The organism is Arthrobacter sp. NPDC080073, assembly GCF_040686575.1.
Lineage (GTDB): Bacteria > Actinomycetota > Actinomycetes > Actinomycetales > Micrococcaceae > Arthrobacter.
Genome location: NZ_JBFBKR010000005.1, coordinates 149118 through 172439 on the forward strand (window position 1 = coordinate 149118; position 23322 = coordinate 172439).

23 protein-coding genes are annotated in these 23322 nt (G+C 62.5%); 12 read left to right on the plus strand and 11 right to left on the minus strand.

Going from position 1 to position 23322, the window contains the following annotated elements; genetic code table 11:
- Positions 1–20 precede the first annotated feature (20 nt).
- The gene (locus AB0O52_RS08385; RefSeq protein WP_364536034.1) at positions 21–929 is read right to left on the minus strand and encodes a prephenate dehydratase; all 909 of its coding nucleotides are present in this window, start codon (positions 927–929) and stop codon (positions 21–23) included.
- A gap of 35 nt (positions 930–964) precedes the next feature.
- Complete coding sequence (locus tag AB0O52_RS08390) at positions 965–1102, minus strand: hypothetical protein (protein ID WP_364536037.1); 138 nt, start codon at positions 1100–1102, stop codon at positions 965–967.
- Between the two features lie 159 nt (positions 1103–1261).
- On the opposite strand from AB0O52_RS08390, the gene AB0O52_RS08395 reads away from it, so the two are divergent.
- Complete coding sequence (locus AB0O52_RS08395; RefSeq protein ID WP_364536040.1) at positions 1262–1828, plus strand: hypothetical protein; 567 nt, start codon at positions 1262–1264, stop codon at positions 1826–1828.
- Here the strand turns inward: AB0O52_RS08395 and AB0O52_RS08400 are convergent.
- The 4 genes from AB0O52_RS08400 to AB0O52_RS08415 form a co-directional block, all read right to left on the minus strand.
- Entirely contained in the window at positions 1765–2583 is an 819-nt protein-coding gene (locus tag AB0O52_RS08400; protein WP_364536043.1) for a glycosyltransferase, read from the minus strand. The genes AB0O52_RS08395 and AB0O52_RS08400 overlap by 64 nt on opposite strands.
- The gene (locus AB0O52_RS08405) at positions 2570–3967 is read right to left on the minus strand and encodes a bifunctional PIG-L family deacetylase/class I SAM-dependent methyltransferase (protein ID WP_364536046.1); all 1398 of its coding nucleotides are present in this window, start codon (positions 3965–3967) and stop codon (positions 2570–2572) included. The genes AB0O52_RS08400 and AB0O52_RS08405 overlap by 14 nt, the downstream gene beginning before the upstream one ends.
- A complete protein-coding gene (locus AB0O52_RS08410) occupies positions 3961–5046 on the minus strand; it encodes an acyl-CoA dehydrogenase family protein (RefSeq protein ID WP_364536049.1) in 1086 nt (361 codons plus the stop codon). The genes AB0O52_RS08405 and AB0O52_RS08410 overlap by 7 nt, the downstream gene beginning before the upstream one ends.
- 74 nt (positions 5047–5120) lie before the next feature.
- The gene (locus tag AB0O52_RS08415) at positions 5121–6392 is read right to left on the minus strand and encodes a phosphatidylserine decarboxylase family protein (protein WP_364536052.1); all 1272 of its coding nucleotides are present in this window, start codon (positions 6390–6392) and stop codon (positions 5121–5123) included.
- A gap of 76 nt (positions 6393–6468) precedes the next feature.
- On the opposite strand from AB0O52_RS08415, the gene AB0O52_RS08420 reads away from it, so the two are divergent.
- Together AB0O52_RS08420 and AB0O52_RS08425 are read left to right on the plus strand one after the other, a co-directional pair.
- Positions 6469–7470 carry a DUF5996 family protein gene (locus AB0O52_RS08420; protein WP_364536055.1) on the plus strand — a complete coding sequence of 334 codons (1002 nt, stop codon included), beginning with the start codon at positions 6469–6471 and terminating at the stop codon, positions 7468–7470.
- Between the two features lie 40 nt (positions 7471–7510).
- Positions 7511–7858 (plus strand): UBP-type zinc finger domain-containing protein, encoded by a 348-nt coding sequence (locus AB0O52_RS08425; protein WP_364536058.1) that lies wholly within the window; start codon positions 7511–7513, stop codon positions 7856–7858.
- Between the two features lie 163 nt (positions 7859–8021).
- Here AB0O52_RS08425 and AB0O52_RS08430 read toward each other — a convergent pair whose 3' ends face one another.
- On the minus strand, positions 8022–9272 hold the full coding sequence (locus AB0O52_RS08430) for an MFS transporter (protein WP_364536061.1): 1251 nt from the start codon (positions 9270–9272) through the stop codon (positions 8022–8024).
- A gap of 103 nt (positions 9273–9375) precedes the next feature.
- Between AB0O52_RS08430 and AB0O52_RS08435 the strand changes: the two genes are divergently transcribed.
- Entirely contained in the window at positions 9376–10134 is a 759-nt protein-coding gene (locus tag AB0O52_RS08435; RefSeq protein WP_364536064.1) for a DeoR/GlpR family DNA-binding transcription regulator, read from the plus strand.
- An 80-nt stretch (positions 10135–10214) separates the two neighbouring features.
- On the opposite strand, the gene AB0O52_RS08440 is transcribed toward AB0O52_RS08435, so the two are convergent.
- From AB0O52_RS08440 to AB0O52_RS08450, 3 genes are read right to left on the minus strand one after another with little or no spacing between them, the layout of a single operon-like run.
- Positions 10215–11393, minus strand: coding sequence for a Gfo/Idh/MocA family oxidoreductase (locus tag AB0O52_RS08440; RefSeq protein WP_364536067.1), 1179 nt, complete (start codon positions 11391–11393; stop codon positions 10215–10217).
- A gap of 10 nt (positions 11394–11403) precedes the next feature.
- Positions 11404–12540 (minus strand): Gfo/Idh/MocA family oxidoreductase, encoded by a 1137-nt coding sequence (locus AB0O52_RS08445; RefSeq protein WP_364536070.1) that lies wholly within the window; start codon positions 12538–12540, stop codon positions 11404–11406.
- A complete protein-coding gene (locus AB0O52_RS08450; protein WP_364536073.1) occupies positions 12537–13274 on the minus strand; it encodes a sugar phosphate isomerase/epimerase in 738 nt (245 codons plus the stop codon). The genes AB0O52_RS08445 and AB0O52_RS08450 overlap by 4 nt, the downstream gene beginning before the upstream one ends.
- A 378-nt stretch (positions 13275–13652) precedes the next feature.
- Here AB0O52_RS08450 and AB0O52_RS08455 point away from each other — a divergent pair, with 378 nt between their 5' ends.
- Together AB0O52_RS08455 and AB0O52_RS08460 are read left to right on the plus strand one after the other, a co-directional pair.
- Positions 13653–14240, plus strand: coding sequence for a sugar O-acetyltransferase (locus AB0O52_RS08455; RefSeq protein WP_364536075.1), 588 nt, complete (start codon positions 13653–13655; stop codon positions 14238–14240).
- A 5-nt stretch (positions 14241–14245) separates the two neighbouring features.
- Positions 14246–14854, plus strand: coding sequence for a TetR family transcriptional regulator (locus AB0O52_RS08460; RefSeq protein ID WP_364536078.1), 609 nt, complete (start codon positions 14246–14248; stop codon positions 14852–14854).
- Here the strand turns inward: AB0O52_RS08460 and AB0O52_RS08465 are convergent.
- A complete protein-coding gene (locus AB0O52_RS08465) occupies positions 14849–15499 on the minus strand; it encodes a TetR family transcriptional regulator (protein ID WP_364536080.1) in 651 nt (216 codons plus the stop codon). The genes AB0O52_RS08460 and AB0O52_RS08465 overlap by 6 nt on opposite strands.
- A gap of 326 nt (positions 15500–15825) precedes the next feature.
- Here AB0O52_RS08465 and AB0O52_RS08470 point away from each other — a divergent pair, with 326 nt between their 5' ends.
- The 6 genes from AB0O52_RS08470 (at position 15826) to AB0O52_RS08495 (ending at position 23313) form a co-directional block, all read left to right on the plus strand.
- On the plus strand, positions 15826–17439 hold the full coding sequence (locus AB0O52_RS08470; protein ID WP_364536082.1) for a GMC family oxidoreductase: 1614 nt from the start codon (positions 15826–15828) through the stop codon (positions 17437–17439).
- Positions 17436–19229, plus strand: coding sequence for a thiamine pyrophosphate-binding protein (locus tag AB0O52_RS08475; protein ID WP_364536085.1), 1794 nt, complete (start codon positions 17436–17438; stop codon positions 19227–19229). The genes AB0O52_RS08470 and AB0O52_RS08475 overlap by 4 nt, the downstream gene beginning before the upstream one ends.
- A gap of 14 nt (positions 19230–19243) precedes the next feature.
- Positions 19244–20080, plus strand: a complete 837-nt coding sequence (locus tag AB0O52_RS08480) for a sugar phosphate isomerase/epimerase family protein (RefSeq protein WP_364536088.1) — start codon at positions 19244–19246, stop codon at positions 20078–20080.
- A gap of 91 nt (positions 20081–20171) precedes the next feature.
- A complete protein-coding gene (locus AB0O52_RS08485; protein WP_364536091.1) occupies positions 20172–21482 on the plus strand; it encodes an extracellular solute-binding protein in 1311 nt (436 codons plus the stop codon).
- A gap of 29 nt (positions 21483–21511) precedes the next feature.
- Positions 21512–22462, plus strand: coding sequence for a sugar ABC transporter permease (locus AB0O52_RS08490; RefSeq protein WP_364536094.1), 951 nt, complete (start codon positions 21512–21514; stop codon positions 22460–22462).
- Positions 22459–23313 carry a carbohydrate ABC transporter permease gene (locus AB0O52_RS08495; protein ID WP_364536097.1) on the plus strand — a complete coding sequence of 285 codons (855 nt, stop codon included), beginning with the start codon at positions 22459–22461 and terminating at the stop codon, positions 23311–23313. The genes AB0O52_RS08490 and AB0O52_RS08495 overlap by 4 nt, the downstream gene beginning before the upstream one ends.
- Positions 23314–23322 lie beyond the last annotated feature (9 nt).

Consider the following 23322-nt stretch of genomic DNA (forward strand, 5'->3'; position numbering starts at 1 on the left):
GTAGCGGGCACGGGTAGCCGCTAAAGCGACAGCGTGGTCTTTGGGGTGGCGGCAGGCGTTGTGGCTGGATTGACGGAACCGCTGAAGCCCAGGCTTCGGTAAGGAGCAGCAGCATATACGCCGAGAACCCTGACCTCATCGGTGAAGAATTCCAGCTCCTCGAGCGCTTGGCGCAAGGGGGTGTCGGTCGGGTGCCCTTCAACGTCCGCCATGAACGTGGTCGCAGCAAACTCGTTACCCACCATGTAGCTTTCCAGGCGCGTCATGTTCACGCCGTTCGTTGCGAAACCGCCCAGAGCTTTATACAGGGCCGAGGGTACGTTCCGAACCCGGAAAACGAAGCTGGTAATCACGGGCCCGGGCAACTCGTCGCGGGTTTGCCGCGGCCGCTCCCTGGACAGGGCGACGAACCTTGTGGTGTTGGTGGCGTCGTCCTCGACGTCTTCAGCCAAGACATCCAGCCCGTACATCTGGGCGGCGAGCGGAGGCGCCAGCGAGACCTTGGAAGCGTCATTCCAGTCGCGGACTTCCCGTGCGGAACCGGCCGTGTCGCCGGCGACTACCGGTTTCAGCCCAAGTGAGCGGATCAGCTTCCTGCACTGGCCGAGGGCATGAATGTGGCTGTGCACCTCTTGCGCCTGTTCGAGGGTGCTTCCGGGTATGCCCAGCAAGTGGAATCGGATCCTGAGAAAATGTTCGCCCACAATCTGCAATCCGGATTCGGGCAGGAGGACATGGATGTCCGCAACCCGCCCGGCGATCGAGTTTTCGATCGGAATCATGGCGAGGTCCGCATCGCCGGATTTCACCAGTTCGAAAGCATCTTCGAAACTGGGGCACGGGACTGGCTCCATGGCTGGGAACATCTGTAGGCAGGCGATGTTGGAGTTGGCGCCGGGCTCTCCTTGGTATGCAACTTTACGAACCATGGAGCAAATGGTGTCACACTTTCCGCTGCCCCAATCTAGATGACGCCGGCTGTAGAGACGAGCTCCGCCCGGCCCTTTGCGCGTTGGTACGCGAGGCCCATCACGACGGTGGAGCAGTTGTCCACGGCGTCGAAAATCACCCGTGAGCTGTCCATTAGCCGGTTCACGGTCACCCTACTTACTTTACGCGGCGCGCCGACGCGTATGCGGAGGTATCGGTCCGAGCGGCGTTGAAGAAGCCTTGAACGGCCGGAAAGTCTTCCTTCAGGTGCGAAACGGCGGCACCATGAAGGAGAGCAGAACCCGTCCAACGATGCAAGGGAGAGGGCAGCGTGGATGAGCAGAGGTCCCTTCGACGTCCCAGATTCCCGGGGTGGGAAGTCGGACCGGCGGCGGTCGGACTGGGCCTGGTCGCCCACCTCGTCTCAGGTGGCGTGTCTCCCGGGGTCCCGGTGCTGATCGCGCTCACTGCTCTGCTGAGTATGTGCGCTTCGCTGCTCGCCCGGGTAAACCTTCCGAGTTGGTTATTGCTCGTTCTCTGCGGCGTGACCCAACAGGTCCTGCATCTGGCCTTCGACCGGCTCTCGGGGACCTTCTCGGTTGTTGCGCCGGCCCAACATCAGCATGCAGGGTCAGGATGGCAGCCTGGGCAGCTGGCCGCGACGCCATCCGTCGCTGCCGGGCACTCACCGGATTTGATGCTGGACACGCACGTGGCGGCTGCCTTGCTGACGGCCCTAATCGTCGCCCGGGCGGACATATCGCTAACGCGGGCGTTGGCCCTGCTCCATCGCACCACCCCGGGCGGTCCATCCAAAGCCAATCCGGGCACTCCTCATCCAGTCTCCAACACTGCGTCCGGGGGCGGGGCCAAAGCGTCGCCCAAGCCACGGAGGTAACCGGCAAAGCCATGGGGTGCCCGGCCTTGGAGGCGGCTGGAGGTGACGACCCTCAGGGTGTCCGTTGCGACCACGGCACTCCCAGCACGCCGGAGGCGCTCCGCCAGAATTCGGTCTTCGTGGATGCGCACGGGCTCAAACCCACCGACGCGGAGGTAGTGCGAAGCACGGACGCCGAAGTTCGCCCCGAACACGTGGGGATGGTCCTCGGCGAAGCGATGCTTGCGCGCCCACGCCTTAAGCAGGCTCCCGTCCAGTTCGCCGGGATCCGGTTCAACGGTGCCCAGCACCGCGTCGGCCCCGGACTCGGCGAGTTCCACCTGGCCGCAAAGCCAATGCGGTGGAACCATGGAGTCGGCGTCGGTATTGGCCAGCCAGACCTGCTCAGGGGCGGCGGTTGTAGCGGCGAGCGCGGCGCGGATGCCGGCCGCCCTGCTGGCCCCTGCACTGTGGAGCCGAACTTCGAGGACGCTGAGGCACCCGGCAGGAGCGGCGGCGTCGACGGCGGCTTCTCCTGTACCGTCGTCGCACGCGTCCAACACAACCACTACGCCGATCTCGACGTCGGGCCGCACCGAGCGCAGCTCGGTGGCGGCGCGGCATATAGCGCGGACCGCCGGTCCGATGCGCTCGGCCTCGTTACGGGCCGGAACCACGACGGCGACATGGGTGATGTTGCCCACTAACAGTCCAACGTGTGCGGGCAGATTTCCATCAAGGGGCCGGGTGCTGCCCTCAAGGCTAAGCGCGGGCATCGGTGCTTCCAGGCGCGGCCGAGACGAACGTCTCAAGAATGAAGGCTTTCTCCCGGTAGATCGCGTTGGAAGGCCACGGCAGGCGCGCCCGCGCGGCCGCATGGACGCTGTCCCCATCCAGCGACCAGCCCGAAATCGGCCGGCGCCAATGGCACATCACCAACGTCCCACCCGGCAAGAGGGAATCCTCCGACTTGTCGAGCACAGCGTCCAACTCGGCGGGGCTCAAATAATAGCCCACCTCGGAGATGACAATGAGGTCGAACCGGCCATCGGGCCATTGGGCGGGCACCGTCATGTGCGCCGTCGTGACGCCGGGGCTGTCTGCAAGTCGTGCGTTTGCCGACGCGAGGGCCTGGCTGCTGGCATCCACGCAGGCGAGTTGCTCGCAGCGCTGGGCGAGTTCGACGCTCAGCACTCCAGTGGAACAGCCCAGTTCGAGGCCCCGGGCGTAGCGCGGGTTAGGTAGCGCCGCCATGGTCAACGCGCGTTTCCGCCTCTCGTACCAACTGCTTGCATAGTCCCAGGGGTCGCCGGATGCGAGGTGTACGGCGTCGAATACCCGCTCGGCATCCGCCGCTGTGTTGCTGCCTGAAGGAGGAGTCCACGCAAATGTTTCCCACGTCCGCCGGAAATGGTCGACGAAGCCCTCCTGCAGGAGTGCTTCGTCACCAGGCTGTCTTGAAAGCGGTTCCGTCTGTGACCGGTGGGCCTGCAATGCCGCGAACTTGGCTTCCCGGCCGCGCGCCGTCAGTTCCGACCGCACCCAACCGCGCCATCGCCCGTCGGCTACGCTGGCCCAAAGCCAGTACCAGATGGGGTATTCGAGGAGCCCGTAACCCCCTGCTTCGGCCAGCTGCGCGGCAACCGAACCGGCGACATCATGATCGCTGTGGCCGTCCCCTCGCAGTGGGGCAACCAGCACCACGTCCGAGGGTTGGGTGCCTACGGCAGGGTCCCGTACGGCCGCATCCCTGACAGCAGCCCGCAGGCCGTCGCTGATTGCAGGACGGTGATGTCCAAGCTGACCGTCGGGGAGCCGGAGGAATGTCCAGCCGCCGCCCAAGCCGAACGCCGCCATTGCCTCCTCGAACTCCTGCAGCCTCCGCGTTGCCAACTCGCCAGGGGTGGTGGTCGGGGAGTGCGGGTGCGAGGCCTCACCTGCGCTGCACAGCACCACTCGGACAGCGGCGCCCACGTCCACCAGCCTGGAGATGAGGCCACCGGCGCCGAGCGTCTCGTCGTCGGGATGGGCAGCGAGAACGACGACGGTCCGCCCGGCCAGTTCGGCATCGTCCAGGGGGAGCTCGGGCAGCAAGTCCACGCCTGCTTGGAGCCACTCGTCCTCGGACGTACCTGCGTCAGCATGTGCAAAGGTCACCATGTGCTTTTCCCCTTCAGGACCAGGGAACCGAGTTGGGCATCGTCGCGCTGGCCGTGATGTTGCCGGATGTAGAGGCGAAGGTCGGAAACCCGCTTGGCATGCCGCTCATCCCGGGCAAGTGGGCCCGGACCCAGGTTCTCACCGACAGTTCCCTGAATACTTTCCACGATGGCAGCCACGTTTCCCCTGACCCGCAGCGCGTGCGCCCACGAGCCGTTGCAGTCTTCGCGAACGCCGGGTGTGCCGCCGTCGATCCCGGCCGCCGCGCCGCGGAGCAGCTCGAATCCGGAAGCGAGCAAACGGTCCGCTTCGCCAAGCCCGGAAAGCGCGATCTGGTCCGGCTCCCGCCGCGAAAGGGCGTCCTTGAACGTGCGGACCAGGCCGACGGCACCGCCCAGCCAGCAAGCGGCGACGCCGATGCCTCCCCAGGCAAAGCCCGGTCGCTCAAAATACCAGCCCGGCTCGCCGACGGGGACAGCGGGGACATCAGTGAAATGCACCGTCCCGCTGGGAATTTCGCGTAGCCCGTGGCTAATCCAGAGCGGTTCTTCCACCTGCACTCCCGGGGAGCGCAGGTCGACGGCGAATGCCTGGCGACTGCCCGACTGCGTCTTCGCGGTGACGATTGCATGGTCGAGATGGCCCGCCAAGGAGCACCACGGCTTCGAGCCGGAAAGCGTCACACCCGCCTCTGTGGTCGCGGATTGCCCGTGCGCGCGCGCCTCAAGAACGTGACCCGGCCCCTCGGCGGCGAACACCCCCCATGTGCCGTCGAAAAGGGCCTGCTGTCCTGCTTGCTTCAGGATTGCGCCGGCGTCCAGGTGCGGTTCGAACACGCGCGCAGCAGCGACGTCGACTGCCGCCAGCGACGCCAGCATCTCCCACAGCCGGACCGTCCCTCCTGCGCCGGGGTCCGGTGCCGTCCGGCCTGTCACCTCCGCCAGCGCCAGCAACGCCGGGACGTCGCCTATCCGCTCTTCGACCTGGGACAACAGGCGCTGGACGTCGTCAGCCGGTGCATCCCTCCCGAACTGCACGGCTTTGCTCGCCTTGAAATCATCCAGGCGGTGCATGCTCATTTCTTCCTCCGCATCGCCTCGACTAATCATTTCCTGCGCCTAATAGTAAGCAGCCTTATCATCGACTGGCCAAATCATGCATTCTGCTCAGCTCTAGCCGTAGCAAGCTTCGACCGGACCCGCACGAGGGGTGCGTTCGGATCCTGCGGTTGGGGGATAGCGGTGAGAGCGAACTGGTCGATAACACCGGGTCGGAAGACGAGGCACTCGGTCGAGCCGCCGAACTGGAAGTACCCCAGCTCGTCCCCCTTGTTCACGTGGTGGCCCGGGACGATCTCCGGATCGATGACGCAGGAGGAGACTTCGACCATGCCTACCGGGATCACCGCCATGAGACCGATGACGGGGTCGTCGGCCTGGATCAGGATGATCGCGCGGGCAGCGACATGGGCCAGATATGACTGGGAGAGGGTCGCTTCGACGGCGTCGGCCCCCTCGGAGTCTGCCTCGGAGAAGTACGTGCCGTCCTTGACGTACGCCCGCACGATCGTTCCGGCGACGGGAGCGTGCCACCGGTGATAATTGAGCGCACTTAGGAACGCCTGGTACACAGTTCCGCCCACAAAGTGATCCACCGCCTCGTCCCGCGCGAGCAGGTCCTGGAGTGAGTAGGGCTGGTTTTTGACCCAGAACCGGCTCTGGCGTTGGACGTCGGCGCTTATTTTGTATGGGGTCGACTCGCAGGCGCTGACGATGATTTTGTTGTCATCGGGTGCAGCGACCGGTCTTGAGGTCGAAGTGAGCCTGCGGGTGAAGAAATCGTTCCACGACGTGAAGCCCCAGTGCTCGGCAAGGGGATCGTGTTCATAGTCGTCCATCCCGACAACTTGCCGCGCGTTCTCCGACATCCACCCGGATGGCGAGTCGTTGAGCACATAAAGCGAGTCCTCGCTGCTCAGGAACTCGGACCAGGCATTCAGTATTTTGCGGAACATGGCGATGATCCGGGGATCGCGGTGAGCCGCGAACCCGGCCTCGGTTCCCATGGTCCAATCGAGGATCGCTGTCAACGGCGTGGTGACCATGCCGCCTTCGCTGAACTCGGGGGCAGTCGTCAGGACCTCGTTGATGAGCCGAAGCATCTGGTCAACGCTCGTGAGATGCCGTTTGCGGTAGGGCTTTGATTTAGGAACCTGCTCGATCATCTCCGTCATGTAAAGGCGGACAACCGGATCGCTGGCGATCAGTTCCTTGAACTCCACGATCACGGGATGCAGAGCAGCGTCTTCGCCCCGCGCCTCCACCCGTTCCCTGTGGCCGGCAATCCATTCCTCAAGGTCGTCTTGTCGCTCGGGCAGCCAGCCGCCCCGTCTTCGGACACGGTCGGATGAAGCGTTGATTGTCATAGTGCAGAGCCTACGCGCCTCCGCCGTCGGGACGGAGACCCCGGCGGTTCTGGCGCTAAGGTGGCAGAATTGTCAGATGGCTCACCCTGGATGGCCACGGCTTCGGGTCGATGATTGGACCCCGACCCGGGAGACCGTGCACATGTGGATCCAGATCGTCGGAAAAATCCGCATGGCGCACGCCCCGATGCTGAACCACTGGTGGCAGGTGACGCTATACGTCACGCCGCGTGGACTGACGACATCAATGATCCCGTACGGCCGAGGTGCCTATGACATCGAATTCGATTTCCTTGACCATCGGCTCCACATCCGCTCGAGCAACGGAACTTCGGCATTCGTCGTCCTCGAAGCCAAGTCGGTGGCCGAATTCCACGCCGAGGTATTCGAAGCCTTGGACCGGCTCGGTATCGAGGCGTCCATCCGCGGCATCCCGAACGAGGTGGACCCGGCCATACCCTTCGCCGAGGACCATCAGCATGCTTCCTACGATCCTGAGGCTAGCCAGTTGTTCTGGCGGCAATTGGTCCAGTCGGACCGGGTCCTGAACGAATTCAGGTCCCGGTTCAGGGGCAAGACCAGTCCCGTCCACTTCTTCTGGGGAGGCATGGACCTGGCGTACGCCCGGTTCTCCGGACGGGACGCGCCCACGCACCCCGGAGGAGTCCCGAACTGCGCCGACTGGGTGATGGTGGAGGGTTATTCCCACGAGCTAAGCAGCTGCGGGTTTTGGCCCGGGGGAGGGGACGAAGGAGCCTTCTATGCGTACTCCTATCCCGAGCCTGCCGGCTACGCCGAATATGTGAACGACGTCGACGGCGCCACCTACAACAATGACGGCAGGCTGTACCTCCTCCCGTATGAGAGCGTCCGCACGGCATCGGACCCCGACAAGATGCTGTTGCGGTTCCTGCAATCCACCTACGAAGCGGCTGCGGAGACGGGACACTGGGACCGGGCCGCTTTGGAGGCGGATCCGGCCCGTTGGCAGCGCTCACGAGGAGGCCAACAGGCGGGGTCGCGGGGCAGCCGGCGCTCGGCCACTCCTTCGGCGCGGAATGGCCGGAGCGTAGAGTAGTGGGTGGTCTAAAGGCACTCCAATTCGAGGGAAAGCCGCGATGAATGCAAAACAAGGAATCGACGTTTCGATTCCACCCAGCGGACCTGGTTGCGTCGAATGCGAGTCCAACGGAGGCTGGTGGCTGCATTTGCGCCGGTGCGCCCAGTGCGGACACATCGGCTGCTGCGACAACTCGCCGGGGCAACACGCCACGGCCCATGCGCAAACCAGCGGCCATCCGGTCATCCGCAGCTTCGAACCGGGCGAGGACTGGTTCTTCAACTATCCGAAGTCCGAGTTTTTCGCCGGACCGGAACTCGAACCACCGGCGCATCACCCGCTCGATCAAGGCGTTCCAGGCCCAGCCTCACGCGTCCCGGCTGGCTGGAAGCAGCAGTTGCACTGACGGAGTCCACGGCGGAAACGCGCCCACACCAGGCCGCCTCGCGGGTCATCAGGCCCAAGGGTCGACGACGATCCTTATCGTCCCGCTCCTGCCTGCACTGCGCACTACCGCACGTCCATCGCCCCGGGCGGCGTGGTTGATAGCCGCCAATGCCGGGTCCGCCCTAGCTTTCCGCGTCCCTACTCACAGCGAGGGCAGGCTCCGCCGGCCCTTCCTTACCCGTAGTCAGCGTGGATGCGAGGAATATTCCGGCGACGCAAAAGAGGAACGGTAGCAAGAAGGCAGTGGTCAGGCCGAGCATCCCGCCGAGCCATCCAATGATCGCGGGGCCCGCTAGGAGCCCGACATAACCGGAGCTCACAACGCGGGAAAGCGTCTTGCCGGCGTCCGACCTGCCGATGCTCCCGGCCGCAGTGTAAACCTGGGGAACGATCCCTGAGAGTCCCAAGCCGAAGAGCAGCCACCCGGAGAGGGACACGGGATAGAAAGGAGACGCCACCACGACAAGCATTCCGGTTGCGGCAATGAGAGATCCGAATCTCACGACCTTGACGGGTCCGATCGCATGCGAAATACGGTCCGCAACGAGTCGTCCAATGGTCATCGCCGCAGCGAAGGCCCCGTATGCCAGCGCAGCTGCCGCCTCCGGTTCGCCCAAATGCTCAACGGTTTGAAGGGCACTCCAATCATTAGCCGCACCTTCGGAGAGCAGTACCAAAAACGCAAGAAGTGCCAGTGCCAGCATTCGCCCGCGCCTGGGCTCCGCTGGATTGTTTGAAGACGCCGTCTCACCCGAAGTAGCGGAGTCTCGGTCTGAATCGAGCAACTCTTCGGAGGCTTTCGGAAGCATCGAGAATGCCGACCAAGCTGTACCACCCAGACCCAGCAGGGCGGCGCCCAGTAGAATCCATGACACGTGAAGGTGGATCGATTGGCCAGCAGCCCCGGCTACCGCACCCAGGGCACCGCCGAGCGAGAAGAACGCGTGGAACGCGGACATGATGGGCCGACGATACCCACGCTCGACCACCACGGCGTGCTGGTTCATCGCCACGTCAGTCAGGCCGTGACCGAGTCCAAAAATGAAGAGCGCAATGCCCAGGCTAAGGGCATCTGAAGCCATGCCGGGAAGGTTCACTGAAACCAGCAGAAGGCCAAGGCCCATCAGGGTCGGAGTTCTGCTGCCGAAACGCTTGATCAGAACCCCTGCAAACTGCATGGAGATGAGGGCGCCGAGACCAAGCAAAAGGATCAGTCCGCCGAGAACAGCATGGGACGTTCCCGTGCGTTGCTGGATGTCGGGGATGTTTACCAACCAAATCGCCGTGAGGAAGCCCACGGTGGTGAATGCTCCGAAAACACCCAAACGTGCCCGCAGCAGTTGGGGGGAGATGTTGCTGAGAGATTCAGCCATTAGAAGTCCTTCAAATAGGGCCGGCGACTCGCGGTATGGAGACCCAGGTTGCTAATAGACGCCATCAGCTTTCGTTTGATCATAATAGCGTTATCATTTGATCATGAATGGAACCAAGCGGCACGAGCGCATTTTGGAGCGACTGAACAGGGATGGGAAGGTCGACGTGGCAGGGCTGTCCGAGGAGCTCGGCATTTCCGGCGTGACCATTCGCAGGGACCTGGAATACCTTGCCCAGGCCGGCGTCTTACGGCGGACACGCGGCGGTGCGGTGAGCATGATGATGCTCGGAGAGGGACTTCCGTACGCCATGAGGGAAATCGAAGTGGCGGAAACCAAACAACTTCTAGCGGCCGCAGTTGCCAAACTGGTCCGGAACGGTGAGGCCGTGGCCCTCGATAGCGGTACGACCTGCGTTGAGATAGCCCGTGTCCTCGTCGGCACCAGGCTCACTGTGATGCCGTTTTCAGTCCAGGCGATCGGCGCCTTGTTTGGAAAATCCAACATCAATCTCATCACGCCCGGCGGGTCGGTCCGCCATGATGAGGGATCGATCACGGGACCGCTGGCGGAGGCATCACTGCGGTCCGTTCGGTTCGACACAGCAATCATTTCGCCGTGCGGCGCATCTCCGGAAGATGGTGTGATGGCGCACGATCTCCATGATGCTGCCGTTAAGCGAGCCATCATTGATGCCTCCAGAAGGACGATTCTGGTTGCTGACAGCAGCAAGTTTTCCCGCTCGGCCATGGCCGCAGTGTGTCCGTTGGAGTCGATCGACATACTAGTGACTGACGCGGCAGTGCCTGCGCAAGTGGTTGAACGGCTGAGCGCCGGTGGGGTCGAAGTAGTTGTGGTTTGAATAGCGGGTTCGTCCTGTTTCTCCTAGCAGGATTTTCGGGGAAGGGGGCAGGCTGGAAGGCCGGCGGTTTTCAGGGACGGTTAGTGGCCGGCGACTTGGATGATGGCGGACTTGGCGTCGGCGGATTCTTCGATGGCGGCCAGGATCTGTTGGACGGCGAGTCCTTCCTCGAACGACGGCGACGGCGGGGTCCCGGTGTTGATGGCTGTGAGGAAGTCGCGGATCTGGTGGGTGAAGGTGTGTTCCCAGCCGATGACGTGGCCTTGCGGCCACCAGGCGGCCATGTAGGGGTGTTCGGGTTCGTTGACGAGGATCCGGCGGAAGCCCTGCTCCCTGACGGGCACCGTGGCGTCCATGAAACCCAGTTCGTTGAGGGTTTCCAGGTCGAACAGGAGCGAGCCCTTGTCGCCGTAGATTTCCATCGTGAGCGAGTTCTTCCTGCCCGTGGCCATGCGGGAGACTTCCACCGAGGCGAGGGCCCCGGAGGCGAGGGTCAGCGTGGCCCAGGCGGCGTCGTCGACCGTGACCGGTTCCGGGCCGTGCGGGCCGGGGCGGCTGTCCACGAAGGTGTGCAGCCGGCCGGAGACCTCGGTGACGCTGTCCCCGAGGAGGAAGAGGACCTGGTCGATCGCGTGGGAGGCGATGTCTCCCAGGGCCCCGGATCCGGCGCTTTCCTTGTTCAGCCGCCAGGTCATGGGGGAGTCCGGGTCCGTGAGCCAGTCCTGCAGGTACGCGGCGCGGACGTGCCGGATGGTGCCGAGCCTGCCTTCGGCGATGAGTTCCTTCGCCAGGGCGAGGGCCGGCACGCGGCGGTAGTTGAAGCCGGTCATGGACTGGATGCCGTGCGCGCGGGCGGCGCGCGCGGCGTCGGTCATGGCTTCGGCCTCGGCCAGGGTGTTCGCGAGGGGTTTTTCCACGAGCACGTGCTTGCCGGCCTCCAGGGCGGCGATGGCGATTTCGGCGTGCATCCAGCCCGGCGCGCAGATGTCTACGATGTGGATGTCGTCGCGTTCCAGGACGGAGCGCCAGTCCGTGGCGGACTCGGCCCACCCGTACCTGGCGGCGGCTTCGGCGACCTGGTCCGGGTCCCGGCCCACGAGCACTTTCTGCTCGAAGGCCGGAACATCGAAGAAGGAATCCACGTTCCGCCACGCGTTGGAATGGGCTTTGCCCATGAACGCGTAGCCGATCGCGGCAACACCCAGGGGTGTCTTGCCCGGGTCGCCGGTGTGCGGGTTGGTGGGGGTGGGGCTGGTCATGGGTGGGTTCCTAGAGGGTGGCGGCCATCGGGTCCCAGTCCTCGGGGAGGGCCTGGGATGTGACGGCGGAGCTGTCGACGCCTACGAAGGTGCCGGTTTCGGCGGACTCGGCGATGGAGACCAGGGTGTCGACCACGTGGTAGGCCAGGGCGCCCTGGGCGCGGTGCGGGACACCGGCGCGCAGGGACCGGGCCATGTCCAGCACGCCCATGCCGCGGCCGTTGGCCGGTCCCGTGGCGGGGATGGTTTCGGCTTCCCCGGCCCCGGCACGCCAGAGCTTGAGGTCCCCGTCGAAGTAGTTCGGGTCCGGCACTTCCAGGGTGCCCTCGGTGCCGGTGATCTCCACGAAACCCATCCGCAGGCGGGGGGATTCGAAGCTGAAGACACTGTGCGAGGAGGCCCCGGTCTCGAACTGCAGCATCGCGGAGACGTGGGTGGGGACCTCGACCGGGAATTCCTCCCCGGCCCTGGGCCCGGAACCGACCACGCGGGTTTCCTTGGCCTTGGACCCGACGGCGGCCACGCGCCGCACGGACCCGAAGGCCTGGACGAGGGCGGTGATGTAGTACGGGCCCATGTCGAACAGGGGTCCCGCGCCGTGGGCGAACAGGAACGCCGGGTTCGGGTGCCAGGACTCCGGGCCCGGGGTCTGGAACATCGTCAGGGCGGTCAGCGGGGTGCCGATGTCGCCGCGTTCGATGATCCGGCGGGCCGTCTGCAGGCCCGCGCCCAGGAAGGTATCCGGCGCGCAGCCCAGCCGGATGCCGGCGGCGTCGGCGGTCTTCAGCAGGGCCAGGCCGGATTCGCGGTCCAGGGAGAAGGGCTTCTCGGTCCAGACGTGCTTGCCGGCGTTCACGGCGGCGGTGGCCACCTCGACGTGCGCGGCCGGGATGGTCAGGTTCACGATGATCTCGACGTCGGGATGGTTCAGGGCCGCCTCCACCCCGCCCCACGCCGGGATGCCGTATTCCTTGGCCCGCGCTTGCGCGGCGTCCTCGAAGAGGTCCGCGATGACGTGGACCACCAGGTCCGGGAAGACCGTCAGGTTGTCCAGGTAGGCCTTGCTGATGTTCCCCGCGCCGATGACAGCGACCCCGACCGGGCCCCGGCGCGTCGACGGGATGGTCTGGTGCGTTCCGGCGCTCATGCGTTCACGCCGGCTTCCAGGTACCGCAAGGAGGCTTCCATCGCTTCGAAGATGTCTCCGGCGTAGTCGTCGAACTCCACGACGCCCACTTCCAAACCAGGGACTGCATTGATAGCTCCCCAGATGTCCATTTGCCCTTGCCCCGCGGGCAACTGGGCACGGAGGTCCATATTCACTGGACCGTCTTTGATGTGGACGGCCACAACCCTGGTGCCCAGGCGTTTCAGGAGCTCCACTGGATCCTGGCCCCCGACGGCGGCCCAGTAGGTGTCGACTTCCAGGACCAGTTCAGGATCCAAGAGGCTTTCGAAGTACTCCAGGGCGGTCTGGCCCTCGATGCTGGACTCGAGTTCCCATTGGTGGTTGTGGTAGCCGACGCGGATGCCGTATTCGCCGCCCTTCTTCGCTGCGGCGTTGAGCTTTGCCGCCGTGGCCTGGATGTCATCGGCGTTCTGCCAGTGCTCGGCAGGAAGATACGGGTCGATCACGGTGCTGATGCCGAGCATTTTTGCGGCGGTGAAGATCTCATCCTGGTCCTGGCTCAGCAGCGGCGCATGCCCCGTCGGAGCAGATACACCGTTGTCGGCAAAGGCACGGGCGAACTCCTCGGCGCGCGCGACAAAGTCATAGGGCTCAATGTGGTCATAGCCGATCCCGGCAAGGCGCCGGACCGTGCCGGGCAGGTCGTCTTCGACAGCGCTGCGTACGTTGTAGAGCTGGACAGAATATTTCATTGCGACGGATTCCTTTAATTTCGAGGGTGTGTAGAGATGCTGCTTGCGCACGTGTGCTTGACGGCACGTCGGAGAAAGGAGGATTCGGGCAGCGCACAAGGATTACTTATGAATTCTGAATAAAGACTAAGGGAACCTTTTGATGATTGGCAAGCAAAAGATGGCGATCTTCGATGAATCCGAGAATTATGTGTACTGCCCGGCAATCAGGACTCCGACGCCACCTGTTTACATCCCGCGAAGCGCTCAGCCTGATACTGGAAGAGAACGGAACCTGATGGAGACGGTCTCTCCAGGACACGCTTGTCACGGCGTGCGTGCTCGTCCGCCAGCCGGGCTGTGGGACCGAGGTGGTCATTCTTTAGTACAGTTGTACACATGGAGGCCGAGTATTTCAAAGACGACCCCCGGAGCAACCACGAACGGATGCTAGCTGGGGATCTGTACATCTCCGATGATCCGCAGATCCTCGCTCGACAGCAGCGGGCTATTCGCCTGGCCGGGGCATATGCTTCGGCCTACGTTGAGGACATAGATGCGGCGCAGCCGTTCATCCATGAGCTCATCGGTTGCCTGGCCGAAGGTGCCCATATAAGGCCACCGGTATTCGTCGACTACGGGTCCAACATCAGCGTCGGTGAGGGCACCTTTATTAATTACAACCTCACGGCTCTTGACGTGGCCACGATTTCAATTGGAAGCCATTGCCAAATTGGCCCGAACGTGCAGCTGCTGACACCGACCCATCCCGTTGAGGCTCAACCCCGAAGGGACAAGTTGGAATCGGCCAAACCGATTGTTATCGGAGACAACGTGTGGTTGGGCGGAGGAGTCATCGTGCTTCCCGGCGTAACGATCGGCGAAAACACGGTTGTCGGTGCCGGGGCGGTCGTCAGCCGCGACCTGCCTCCCAATGTCGTGGCCATGGGGACACCGGCTAAAGTCATCAGAACCATTGAAAGCTGAGGAAAATGGCGAAACGGCGGGTTGATCCGGATCGGCGCGACCGGATCATTGAAGCGACATTGGATCTGATTGCTGCCGAGGGCGTGGCCGGCACTTCACATCGGAAAGTGGCCGCCCTGGCAGATGTCCCGTTGGGGTCCATGACCTATCACTTCGCAGGAATGGACGAACTTCTGCACGAAGCCTTCACGCGTTTCGCCACCCGTATTAGCGACCGGTTCGAGCGGCGTATGAACGAGGCCTCGACCATTGAAGCGACCAAAGAAGCCGTCGTCGAGATGATCATGGAGGACACCTATGGCGATCGGGACGCCCTCGTTTTGACGTTGGAGCTCTACACGCTGGCGGCCCGCCAGGCGAAGTTCCGGCACCTCACTCACGACTGGATGATGCGCAGCCGCCGTGCCTTTGAAAAGCACTTCGAGCCGGATGTGGCTCGACAACTGGATGCGCTCGTCGAAGGACTTTCAATTCATCGCGCCTTCGAACCGCGCGACGACGACCGGGAGCTGGTTTCGAACGCCGTCGACAAGCTACTTAGGGAAGCGCCGTCGCAAACGATGCCACCCTCGCCGGTTGACGCTTCGATCACCTTTTCCGACGAACTGTCATGACACGGTGTCCTTGCCTGCGCCTAGGGGCCAAAAGCCAGCGATAACCCTTGCCACCGCGTCGGCCGCAAGCGGCTCTCCTTCCATACGGGCAACGCCTCGGCGAAGAGTCAGGCCGTCCATGAGAATCTCCAGAATCTCTGCCGTTATTGGGTCGAAGTAGCGTTTCAGGATTCCAGCGCTACCCTCCACCCACTTGTTCGCGATGTTGCGCAAGGCAGGATCACGAATGACCAGGGCCTGAAATTCGCGAGACAGGGCCAGGTACCGAGGAGGATCTGCGGTGGCATCTTCGTGAACTATCGCCAAGATGATTCCGCGTGCGTCACGATGATCTCTTGCTGGTTTAAGCCGATCCTCGAGCCGGGCGAGGGATTGGCTCACAAAACGCTCGAAGCCTGTCTCCAAGAGCTCCTGCATGCCGCTGAAGTGATAGGTCATTGACCCCAGGGGCACGTCGGCCTGGGTTGCGATCTTCCGGAAGCTGGTGCCGGCCACACCGTTGTCTGCAATGACCGCGAGCACTGCGTCGACAATCCGGTTCCGGCGATCCGGATCAAAACGTCGGATTCGGAGGGCGCTGGCGACGCCCGGGGCTGGACTCGGTGGCAGCACTTCCTTTCGCGCGGAATGGTCCTGTGCATCCATCGACTCTCCATCTTCCGAATGTGTACGGACGTACATTGTGTTCGATGCGTACGATCGTGCACTAGATTTCTTATGCGTACGATCGTACACTAAACGTACAGAATGTGAGCAGGGCCACTTGCGGAGCGTCCAACCTTGCGGAAAATCGCCTATCGAGAGTCTTTAACCAAAGTTCATCCTTGAGTAAATCCATAATCAGTGTACTCTTGCTTATAGGTGATGTGACTCTCACTCGTGACGTACTGCAAAAGTTCGTAGTCCACTGGCAGGTCCAGACTCACGCACCCGGCCCCAGCAATGGCCAGAACCGAGAGGTAAATTCCAAAATGACTGTTGAGACTTCTTTGCAGGTCGATGGTCCTGCAAAGTCCAGCTACGACGTCGTAATCGTCGGAAGCGGCATGGGCGGCGGTACGCTGGCCTACGCATTGAAGGACGCGGGCGTCAGCGTGCTGCTCATTGAGCGCGGCGGGTTCGTTCCCCAGGAGAAGCAGAACTGGGACCCGGACGCCGTGTTTGAGCACGGCAGATACAAAAATGCTGAAAAATGGTACTCCGACACCGGGGAAGCCTTCAGCCCTGGTACTTATTACTACGTCGGTGGCAACACCAAGTTCTACGGGTCGTCCTTGGTGAGGTTTCGACGCGAAGATTTTGTCGCGACCGAACACGAGGACGGTACCTCACCGGCTTGGCCGTTCACTTATGACGACCTAGCCCCCTATTATTCGCGGGCCGAGCGGGTGTACAAAGTCCATGGAGACCAACACGATGATCCCACGTTGCCCCGCGAAGAGCCCTTTCCATACCCTGCGATCGGTCATGAACCTGAGGTGCAGGCAGTTGCGGATGGGCTGGCTAAACAGGGACTGACTCCGTCCAGCATTCCCTTGGGAATCGACTGGCGCCAGGGCGGTGCCTGTATCCGTTGCCGTACTTGCGACGGTTTTCCATGTCGCGTCCTGGCCAAAATGGATGCCGACATCGCGTGTGTAAGGCCGGCTCTTCAAACGGGCAATGTTGAACTGCTGACCGGGGCGTATGCCGAGAAGGTGCTCACCGACGAGTCCGGCCAGACTGCCACGGCCGTACAACTCGTCCTCAATGGGAAGACCATCGTCGTCGGGGCCGGAAAGGTCGTCGTTTCTTGCGGGGCCGTCAACTCCGCGGCGCTATTGCTCCGCTCCGCCACGGACAAACACTCGAACGGCCTCGCCAACTCCTCGGGAATGGTTGGCAGGAACTACATGGTGCACAACAACAGCATCATGATCGCCTTGCACCCCAAGAGGAACAAAGTTGAGTTCCAAAAGACGCTCTACTTCAACGACTATTACCTCAAGGGCAACGCGGATTTTCCGTACCCGCTCGGTCACGTCCAGTTGATCGGCAAGCTCCAGGGCGCCATGCTGGTCGGGCAGAAGCCGCTCATCCCTAAATGGGCGCTGGAAATTGCTGCCGGTCACAGCATGGACTGGTGGCTCTTCACTGAAGATCTTCCCGATCCGGAAAACAGGGTGACCCTAAGGAACGACGAAGCTATCCGGATCAGTTGGAAACCCAACAATGTTCGGGCCCACCAGCACCTCGTCACGGAGATGAAACGCATTCTCCACAGGATGGGCTATCCACTGATTTTCAGTGAGACCACTGGTATTGCCGTCAACTCCCACCAGGCCGGAACGATCCGGGCCGGGGATGACCCGCGGTCGTCCGTGCTCGACCCCAGCTGCCGGACCCATGATGTCAGGAACCTGTTCGTCGTCGACTCGTCCTTCTTCCCCTCGCTTCCGGTGATGAACCCGGCACTAACCATTGCCGCCAACGCCTTCCGTGTCGCGGAACAGATCGTGCCCGGCGCAGCCCAGCGCCAGTCCGAGACGCACGTCCCCGAATTCCTCCCGCTAACCCCCGTATTTACAGGAAGTAAGAACAAATGACTGATCAGCAGCTGACCGGTGGACAGATGATTGTCGACTGCCTCATCCGAGAAGGCGTCGAGCGCGTTTTCGCGGTTCCCGGACATGGCAACACGGCACTCTTGGACGCTTTCGTTGACCGTGCCGACGAGATCGAAGTAATCCCCGCCATGCACGAACAGGGCGCAGCGCACATGGCGGACGGCTACTATCGGGCATCAGGCAAGATCGCCGCGGTCTGCACCTCGATTGGCCCTGGCGCAACCAACACGTTGACAGGACTTGTGACCGCCTTCGCGGACTCGCAGCCCTTCATTCTGATCACGGGCGCCGTCCATACCTACATGGAAAATCGCGGAGTCCTTCAGGAAATCGACAGGCCGCACGGCAACAATTTCCCGCGCATGGCCGAACCGGTAGTCAAGCGCTGGTGGCAGCCCAGCCGCCTCGAGCAGATCCCGATGGTCATGGACCAGGCCTTCAACACGATGTACGAAGGGCGGCGCGGTCCGGTGCTCGTGGATGTGCCGCAGGACCTGCAGGCCGAATACGGCGACTACAAGCGTGTGCCTGGCTCCCGCCGCGCCCAGGCCCGCGCAACCGGCGACGCCACGGCAATCGCCGCTGCCGTCGAGCTGCTGAAGTCTGCCAAGCGACCAGTCATCCTCGCGGGCGGGGGTGTCATTGCCGCCGAGGCCAGTGAAGAGCTCCGTGCCATCGCCGAACGACTCGGCGCTCCGGTCACCCACTCATTCATGGGCAAGGGCTCCTTCCCTGCAGATCACGAGCTGTACGCCTGGCCGTGTGGCGATATGGGTTCCATCCCTGGAAACGGTGTCACCCGCAAGGCGGATGTCATTCTCGCCGTCGGTTGCCGTTTCAGCGACCGCATCACGTCCTCCTACAAGGAAGGCGTCACCTTCAACATTCCGGCCGTCACCAAGCTCGTCCAGATCGACATCGACGGATTCGAGATCGGGCGCAACTACCCGGTCGAGGTCGGAATTGTCGGCGACGCCAAGACCTCCCTGGCCGCCATCCGGGATGCTCTGGGCGACGGGCCTGACTACCACGGCACCGAGTACTTCGCCGAGCTCCAGGAGCTCAAGGCCAAGTGGGAAGAGCACCTGCGGCCGATGCGTGAAACCGACTACCTCCCCATGACCAATTCACGGGCAATGGTCGAAATCCGCAAGGCACTGCCCCGCGAAGGCATCCTCGTTACCGACTCCAGCAATCCCGCGAACCAGGCATTCAACGAATTCCCCATCTACGGGCCCAAGACAAACATCGTGGCCGGCGGTATGTCAGGAATCGGCTTCGGCCTCCCTGCCGCCATCGGCGCGCAGATCGCAGTTCCAGGGACGCCGGTCCTGGCGATGGTCGGAGACGGCAGCTTCCTCCAGACAGGCACAGAGCTGTCGACGGCGGTCATGCTCGGCACGCCGCTGGTCGTCGTCGTCCTGAATAACGGCGGCTGGGAAGCCATCAAGGATCTTCAGATCAGCCTGTTCGGCGCTGAGCGCCGACTCGTCACGAACTGGAGCACTCCCGACGGGAAACCCTACTTCGCCAACATTGCCGAGTTCGCACGCTCCCTGGGCTGCACAGCCGAGCGGATCGAAGACCCCGCAAAGCTGGCGCCGGCGATCGAACGTGCCTTCGCCACCGAGGGGCCTGTCGTCATTGAGGCCATGAGCGCCACTGAGCTGCCGTGGACCGAGATGCATCCCACCGGCTGGTGGGACATCACTGTTCCGGCGTACCACGGTGACACCCGTGATGAATACGTCGCCCAGCGCGGGTTCTAAGCGGGAGAAGCATCATGGGTGACATCAAGCTCGGACTCAACCTCGAATTTGCACGATACGAAAACGGTTCATTTGATTGGGCGATGGACCGTGCCGCGGAAATCGGCTACCGCTATGTCGAGCCGATGGTCCACTGGGGCCGGGAGTTGCTCAGCGAGGCCGGCTATTTCCACAGCCGCTCAATGCTGGATGACCCGCTCAAGCTCAAGCAAGCGGCCGAAAGCCGGGGCCTTCAGATTTCATCCCTCTCAAGTCACGCCCCGTTAGCCAAACCTGACATCGCCGTCGACTACCTCAAACAGTCCATCCGGTACGCAGCCGAGTGCGGGGCGCCGATGATCATGGTCGACGACGGACCGTTGCCGACGTGGACCACGGAGGAGGAGAACCTCGTCTTGATGAAGTACACCCTGCAGGAGGCAGCTCTCGTGGCCGAACCGCGCGGGATCGGGATTGCGATCGAAACCCATGGTCCCTACACCGCCACACCTGCCGGGTTGGACCGCCTCATGAAGCTGATCGACTCGCCGGTCCTGACGATCAATCTGGACACGGGAAACAGCTACCTGAGTGAAAATGATCCCCATGCGTGGCTGGAGGACATCGTCTCAAACGTCACGCACATGCATGCCAAAGACATCTCAATCGAGGATGCCAGGAAATACCGCGGCAAAGTCCGGGGGATGCTCGGCTGCGCCTGCGGGGAAGGGGTCATCGACTGGGAACGGATCGTCCGTACCCTCGCCGATGCCGACCACGATGTTGTCCTCTCGGTCGAGTGCGGCTCGCTGGATGCCGCGGTAAAAAGCTACAGCTACCTCGGCGAGTTGATCTCAAGAGTGCACACCTAGCAGGGATCCCAGATGTCGACGCGAGGGCGGGAAAACCAGGGACAAAGATGACCTATCCCGCCCGCTCCAAACCCGCAACAAGGAAGAAGCCATGAAAAATCTACTACCACCCGCTGCCATGTCTCGTCGCGGTTTCCTCGCCCTCACGGGGGCCGTTACCCTCACCGCTTCCGTCAGCGCCTGCGCCGTCGGCGGCGGAAATGCCTCGGCAAACGGCGGCGCTACAGTCAAGTTCTGGGACATGCCGTGGGGCGACAAGAACTACGCCGCTGCGGCCCAAAGCCTTGCGCAGGCCTACAAACCCGGTGATGGCATGCCGGGCGTGTCGTACCAGCAGGTGAACTGGGACGGGTTCAACCAGACGTTCTCCTCGGCCATCGCCTCCAACACGGGTCCGGCTGTTTCCACCGGCGGCGGTTTCCAGGCGTTCCAGTTCGCGAAGCAGGGTGCCATCGCCTATGCCGACAACCTCATCGATTCCTTCAAGAAGGACGGCACCTACGACGACTTTCTCCCGCACACACTCGACGCGATGAAGACCTCCGACGGTTACGTCGGCATCCCGTGGAACCTCGACGTCCAGGTCTTCTGGTACCGCAAGTCGATCCTGGACCAGATCGGAGCAACACCGCCGCAGTCCTGGGATGACGTGTTGGATGTGGCAAAGAAAGCTTCCGCCAAGGGCTATGTCGGTTTCGGCATCAGCGGCGGCAGCGGCAACTACGGACCCATGGCCGTCCTGAGCCTGATGATCAACAACGGCGGCGGCCTCTTCAACTCCAATGGCGACCTCGATGTCGTCAATGACCGCAACGTGGAGGCGGTTGATTTCCTCACCGAGCTGGTCAAGCAAGGTGCCGTCGATCCGGGCTCCGTGAGCATGAAGGACGACGATCTCACGACTCTCTGGACGAACAAGAAAGTAGCCCTGGGATTCCAAAGCCCGGCATTCAACACCGTCGTCGGCGACGAAAAGGACGTCCTCGTGACGGACCCCCTCAAGTCCCGCCGCGGCGAAGTCGGGGGGCTCTATTACGTGAACAACATCATGATGTACAAGAACACTCCATCCCAGGCCGGGTCTGAAGCGTTCACCTCCTACTACATCAAGAACATGAAGACCCTCTGGCAGAAAGGCGTCATGCAGGGCCTGCCCGCACTGAAGTCGATCACCGAGCTTCCGGAATTCAAGGCAAACGCACAGAACACGGCTGTCGTCGAGAAATGGCAGCCAATTTGCAAGACTACCGCGGCCCAATCGAGTGCCCTCAGCGCCAAGCTCGCAACCATCGACGGCGGTCAGGCAATGACGGACTTCTGCCAGACCGTCCTTGCCGGAAAGACCCCGTCCAAGACCATCCTGACCAAGCTTGAGAGCGACATCAAGGCCGCCATCTCCTAGCGAAGCAATAGCGAAAGCCGTCACACACCATGAGCACAACCGTTCGCCGCACTGAATTGCCCTTGACGGCGAGGACGCCGACCCACGCACCGCGGAACCGCCGCCGAAGGAGCAGTCCCGGACGCGCGCCTGCCACCAAGCTCTTCCTGATCTTGCCGTCAGTCGTCATCCTCATCCTCACGAACGCGTACCCGATCGCCTACGCCGCCTTTCAGGCCCTGCACAACGGGAGCCTGATCTCACCGGGGGAATTTGTCGGCGTCGATAACTTCGCGAAAGTCCTGGCCGATCCGGCTTTCTGGCGGGCAGCTGGATTTACCGCTGTCTTCGCGGTCGTGGGCGTCTTCGGAAGCTGGATCATCGGGATCGCAATCGCACTCCTGCTCCGCACCCGGATTCCGGCCAAAGGGCTCCTGAAGACAATTCTCCTGCTTCCGTGGGTTGTGCCGATTGTCGTCTCGGCCATGTCCTGGAATTGGCTCATAGGAACGAGTTCGAGCCCTGTTCCGACGATTATCCACGCGCTAGGCTTCGGGGACGCTATCTTCCTCTCCGATCCGCTTGGCGCCCAGATCACGGTCTGCCTGTTCGAGATCTGGGTCAACTTCCCGTTCATGATGCTCATGATGAGCGCGGCTCTGAGCTCCGTGGATGAAAGTATCTACGAGGCCGCCAAGATCGACGGCGCCAGCGCCCGGCAACAGTTCCGTTACATGACACTGCCTATCATCGCGAAGCCCACGTACATCTCCTGGGTCTTGATGGCGATCTTCTGCGTCAACGATTTCCCGACCGTGTATCTGCTCACCCATGGCGGCCCGGTCGGCGCGACGAACACCCTGGTTGTCCTGGCCTACAAGACCGTATTCCAGAACTTCCAGACAGGCCCGGGCGTTGCCATCGCCTTCCTCATGACCCTTGCATTGGCCATCGTGGCCGTGCTGCTCTTCCGACAGATCCGAAAGTCGACATCATTATGACCACTGCAACACTCAGAACCAAGATCGCAGCACCCCGGCGGTCCGTCGAAGCAGGAAGTCGCGGGCAATGGCTGCGCTTTGCGATCCTTGTCGCACTAGCGGCATTTGCCCTCATCCCCATTGCGGGAACTGTTGGCCTCTCCCTCCGGGCGAACAATGGGACGGGCTCCCTCACCCTGGAAAACTTCGCGAACGTGCTAAGTAGCAGCGGTACGGTCGCCTGGCTGGTCAACAGTCTCCAGGTTGCGTTGGCGACAGTCGTGGTGTCCGTAGCAGTCGCGGCACCGGCCGGGTATGTCCTGTCGCGAGGGAGGGGCCGGCTCGTCGGAGGCTACTCGCTCCTGCTCTTCGTCGTACAGGCCCTTCCCGTGATCACCTCCGTGATTCCGTTGTTCATCCTCTTCTCCCACGTCGGCCTGGCTGACAACCTCGTCGGAATTACGATCCTGTATGTCGCGAGTTCCATGTCCGTCGCAACGTGGATGATGGCCTCCTACATGGACGGTATCCCCGGGAGCCTCGAAGAGGCGGCATGGATTGATGGGGCGTCGGTGTTCAAAGGGTTTCTTCACATCGTGCTCCGGAACTCACTGCCAGGTGTACTCTCAACCGCCATCTTTACCTTCCTGATGGCCTGGAACGACTACCTTGTCGCATCGATCTTCCTCCGCTCAGCAGGAACCTTCACGCTCCCGATCGGCGTCCAGACCTTCTTTCAGCAGCACTCGACCGACTGGGGATCAGTAATGGCGGTTGCCGTCATCATGCTGCTGCCACCCACGATCATCTTCGCTACGCTGAACAAGTTCTTCAGCGTCGGAGGTGTGGCGGGATCATTGGCAGGCCAGTAGACGTTTGCC

Excerpts from the sequence above, each read along its gene's own strand:
- AB0O52_RS08385 (WP_364536034.1), bottom strand. The coding sequence starts at position 929 with ATGGTTCGTAAAGTTGCATACCAAGGAGAGCCCGGCGCCAACTCCAAC.
- AB0O52_RS08400 (WP_364536043.1), bottom strand. The coding sequence starts at position 2,583 with ATGCCCGCGCTTAGCCTTGAGGGCAGCACCCGGCCCCTTGATGGAAAT.
- AB0O52_RS08405 (WP_364536046.1), bottom strand. The coding sequence starts at position 3,967 with ATGGTGACCTTTGCACATGCTGACGCAGGTACGTCCGAGGACGAGTGG.
- AB0O52_RS08410 (WP_364536049.1), bottom strand. The coding sequence starts at position 5,046 with ATGAGCATGCACCGCCTGGATGATTTCAAGGCGAGCAAAGCCGTGCAG.
- AB0O52_RS08415 (WP_364536052.1), bottom strand. The coding sequence starts at position 6,392 with ATGACAATCAACGCTTCATCCGACCGTGTCCGAAGACGGGGCGGCTGG.
- AB0O52_RS08420 (WP_364536055.1), top strand. The coding sequence starts at position 6,469 with ATGGCTCACCCTGGATGGCCACGGCTTCGGGTCGATGATTGGACCCCG.
- AB0O52_RS08425 (WP_364536058.1), top strand. The coding sequence starts at position 7,511 with ATGAATGCAAAACAAGGAATCGACGTTTCGATTCCACCCAGCGGACCT.
- AB0O52_RS08430 (WP_364536061.1), bottom strand. The coding sequence starts at position 9,272 with ATGGCTGAATCTCTCAGCAACATCTCCCCCCAACTGCTGCGGGCACGT.
- AB0O52_RS08435 (WP_364536064.1), top strand. The coding sequence starts at position 9,376 with ATGAATGGAACCAAGCGGCACGAGCGCATTTTGGAGCGACTGAACAGG.
- AB0O52_RS08440 (WP_364536067.1), bottom strand. The coding sequence starts at position 11,393 with ATGACCAGCCCCACCCCCACCAACCCGCACACCGGCGACCCGGGCAAG.
- AB0O52_RS08445 (WP_364536070.1), bottom strand. The coding sequence starts at position 12,540 with ATGAGCGCCGGAACGCACCAGACCATCCCGTCGACGCGCCGGGGCCCG.
- AB0O52_RS08450 (WP_364536073.1), bottom strand. The coding sequence starts at position 13,274 with ATGAAATATTCTGTCCAGCTCTACAACGTACGCAGCGCTGTCGAAGAC.
- AB0O52_RS08455 (WP_364536075.1), top strand. The coding sequence starts at position 13,653 with ATGGAGGCCGAGTATTTCAAAGACGACCCCCGGAGCAACCACGAACGG.
- AB0O52_RS08460 (WP_364536078.1), top strand. The coding sequence starts at position 14,246 with ATGGCGAAACGGCGGGTTGATCCGGATCGGCGCGACCGGATCATTGAA.
- AB0O52_RS08465 (WP_364536080.1), bottom strand. The coding sequence starts at position 15,499 with ATGGATGCACAGGACCATTCCGCGCGAAAGGAAGTGCTGCCACCGAGT.
- AB0O52_RS08470 (WP_364536082.1), top strand. The coding sequence starts at position 15,826 with ATGACTGTTGAGACTTCTTTGCAGGTCGATGGTCCTGCAAAGTCCAGC.
- AB0O52_RS08475 (WP_364536085.1), top strand. The coding sequence starts at position 17,436 with ATGACTGATCAGCAGCTGACCGGTGGACAGATGATTGTCGACTGCCTC.
- AB0O52_RS08480 (WP_364536088.1), top strand. The coding sequence starts at position 19,244 with ATGGGTGACATCAAGCTCGGACTCAACCTCGAATTTGCACGATACGAA.
- AB0O52_RS08485 (WP_364536091.1), top strand. The coding sequence starts at position 20,172 with ATGAAAAATCTACTACCACCCGCTGCCATGTCTCGTCGCGGTTTCCTC.
- AB0O52_RS08490 (WP_364536094.1), top strand. The coding sequence starts at position 21,512 with ATGAGCACAACCGTTCGCCGCACTGAATTGCCCTTGACGGCGAGGACG.
- AB0O52_RS08495 (WP_364536097.1), top strand. The coding sequence starts at position 22,459 with ATGACCACTGCAACACTCAGAACCAAGATCGCAGCACCCCGGCGGTCC.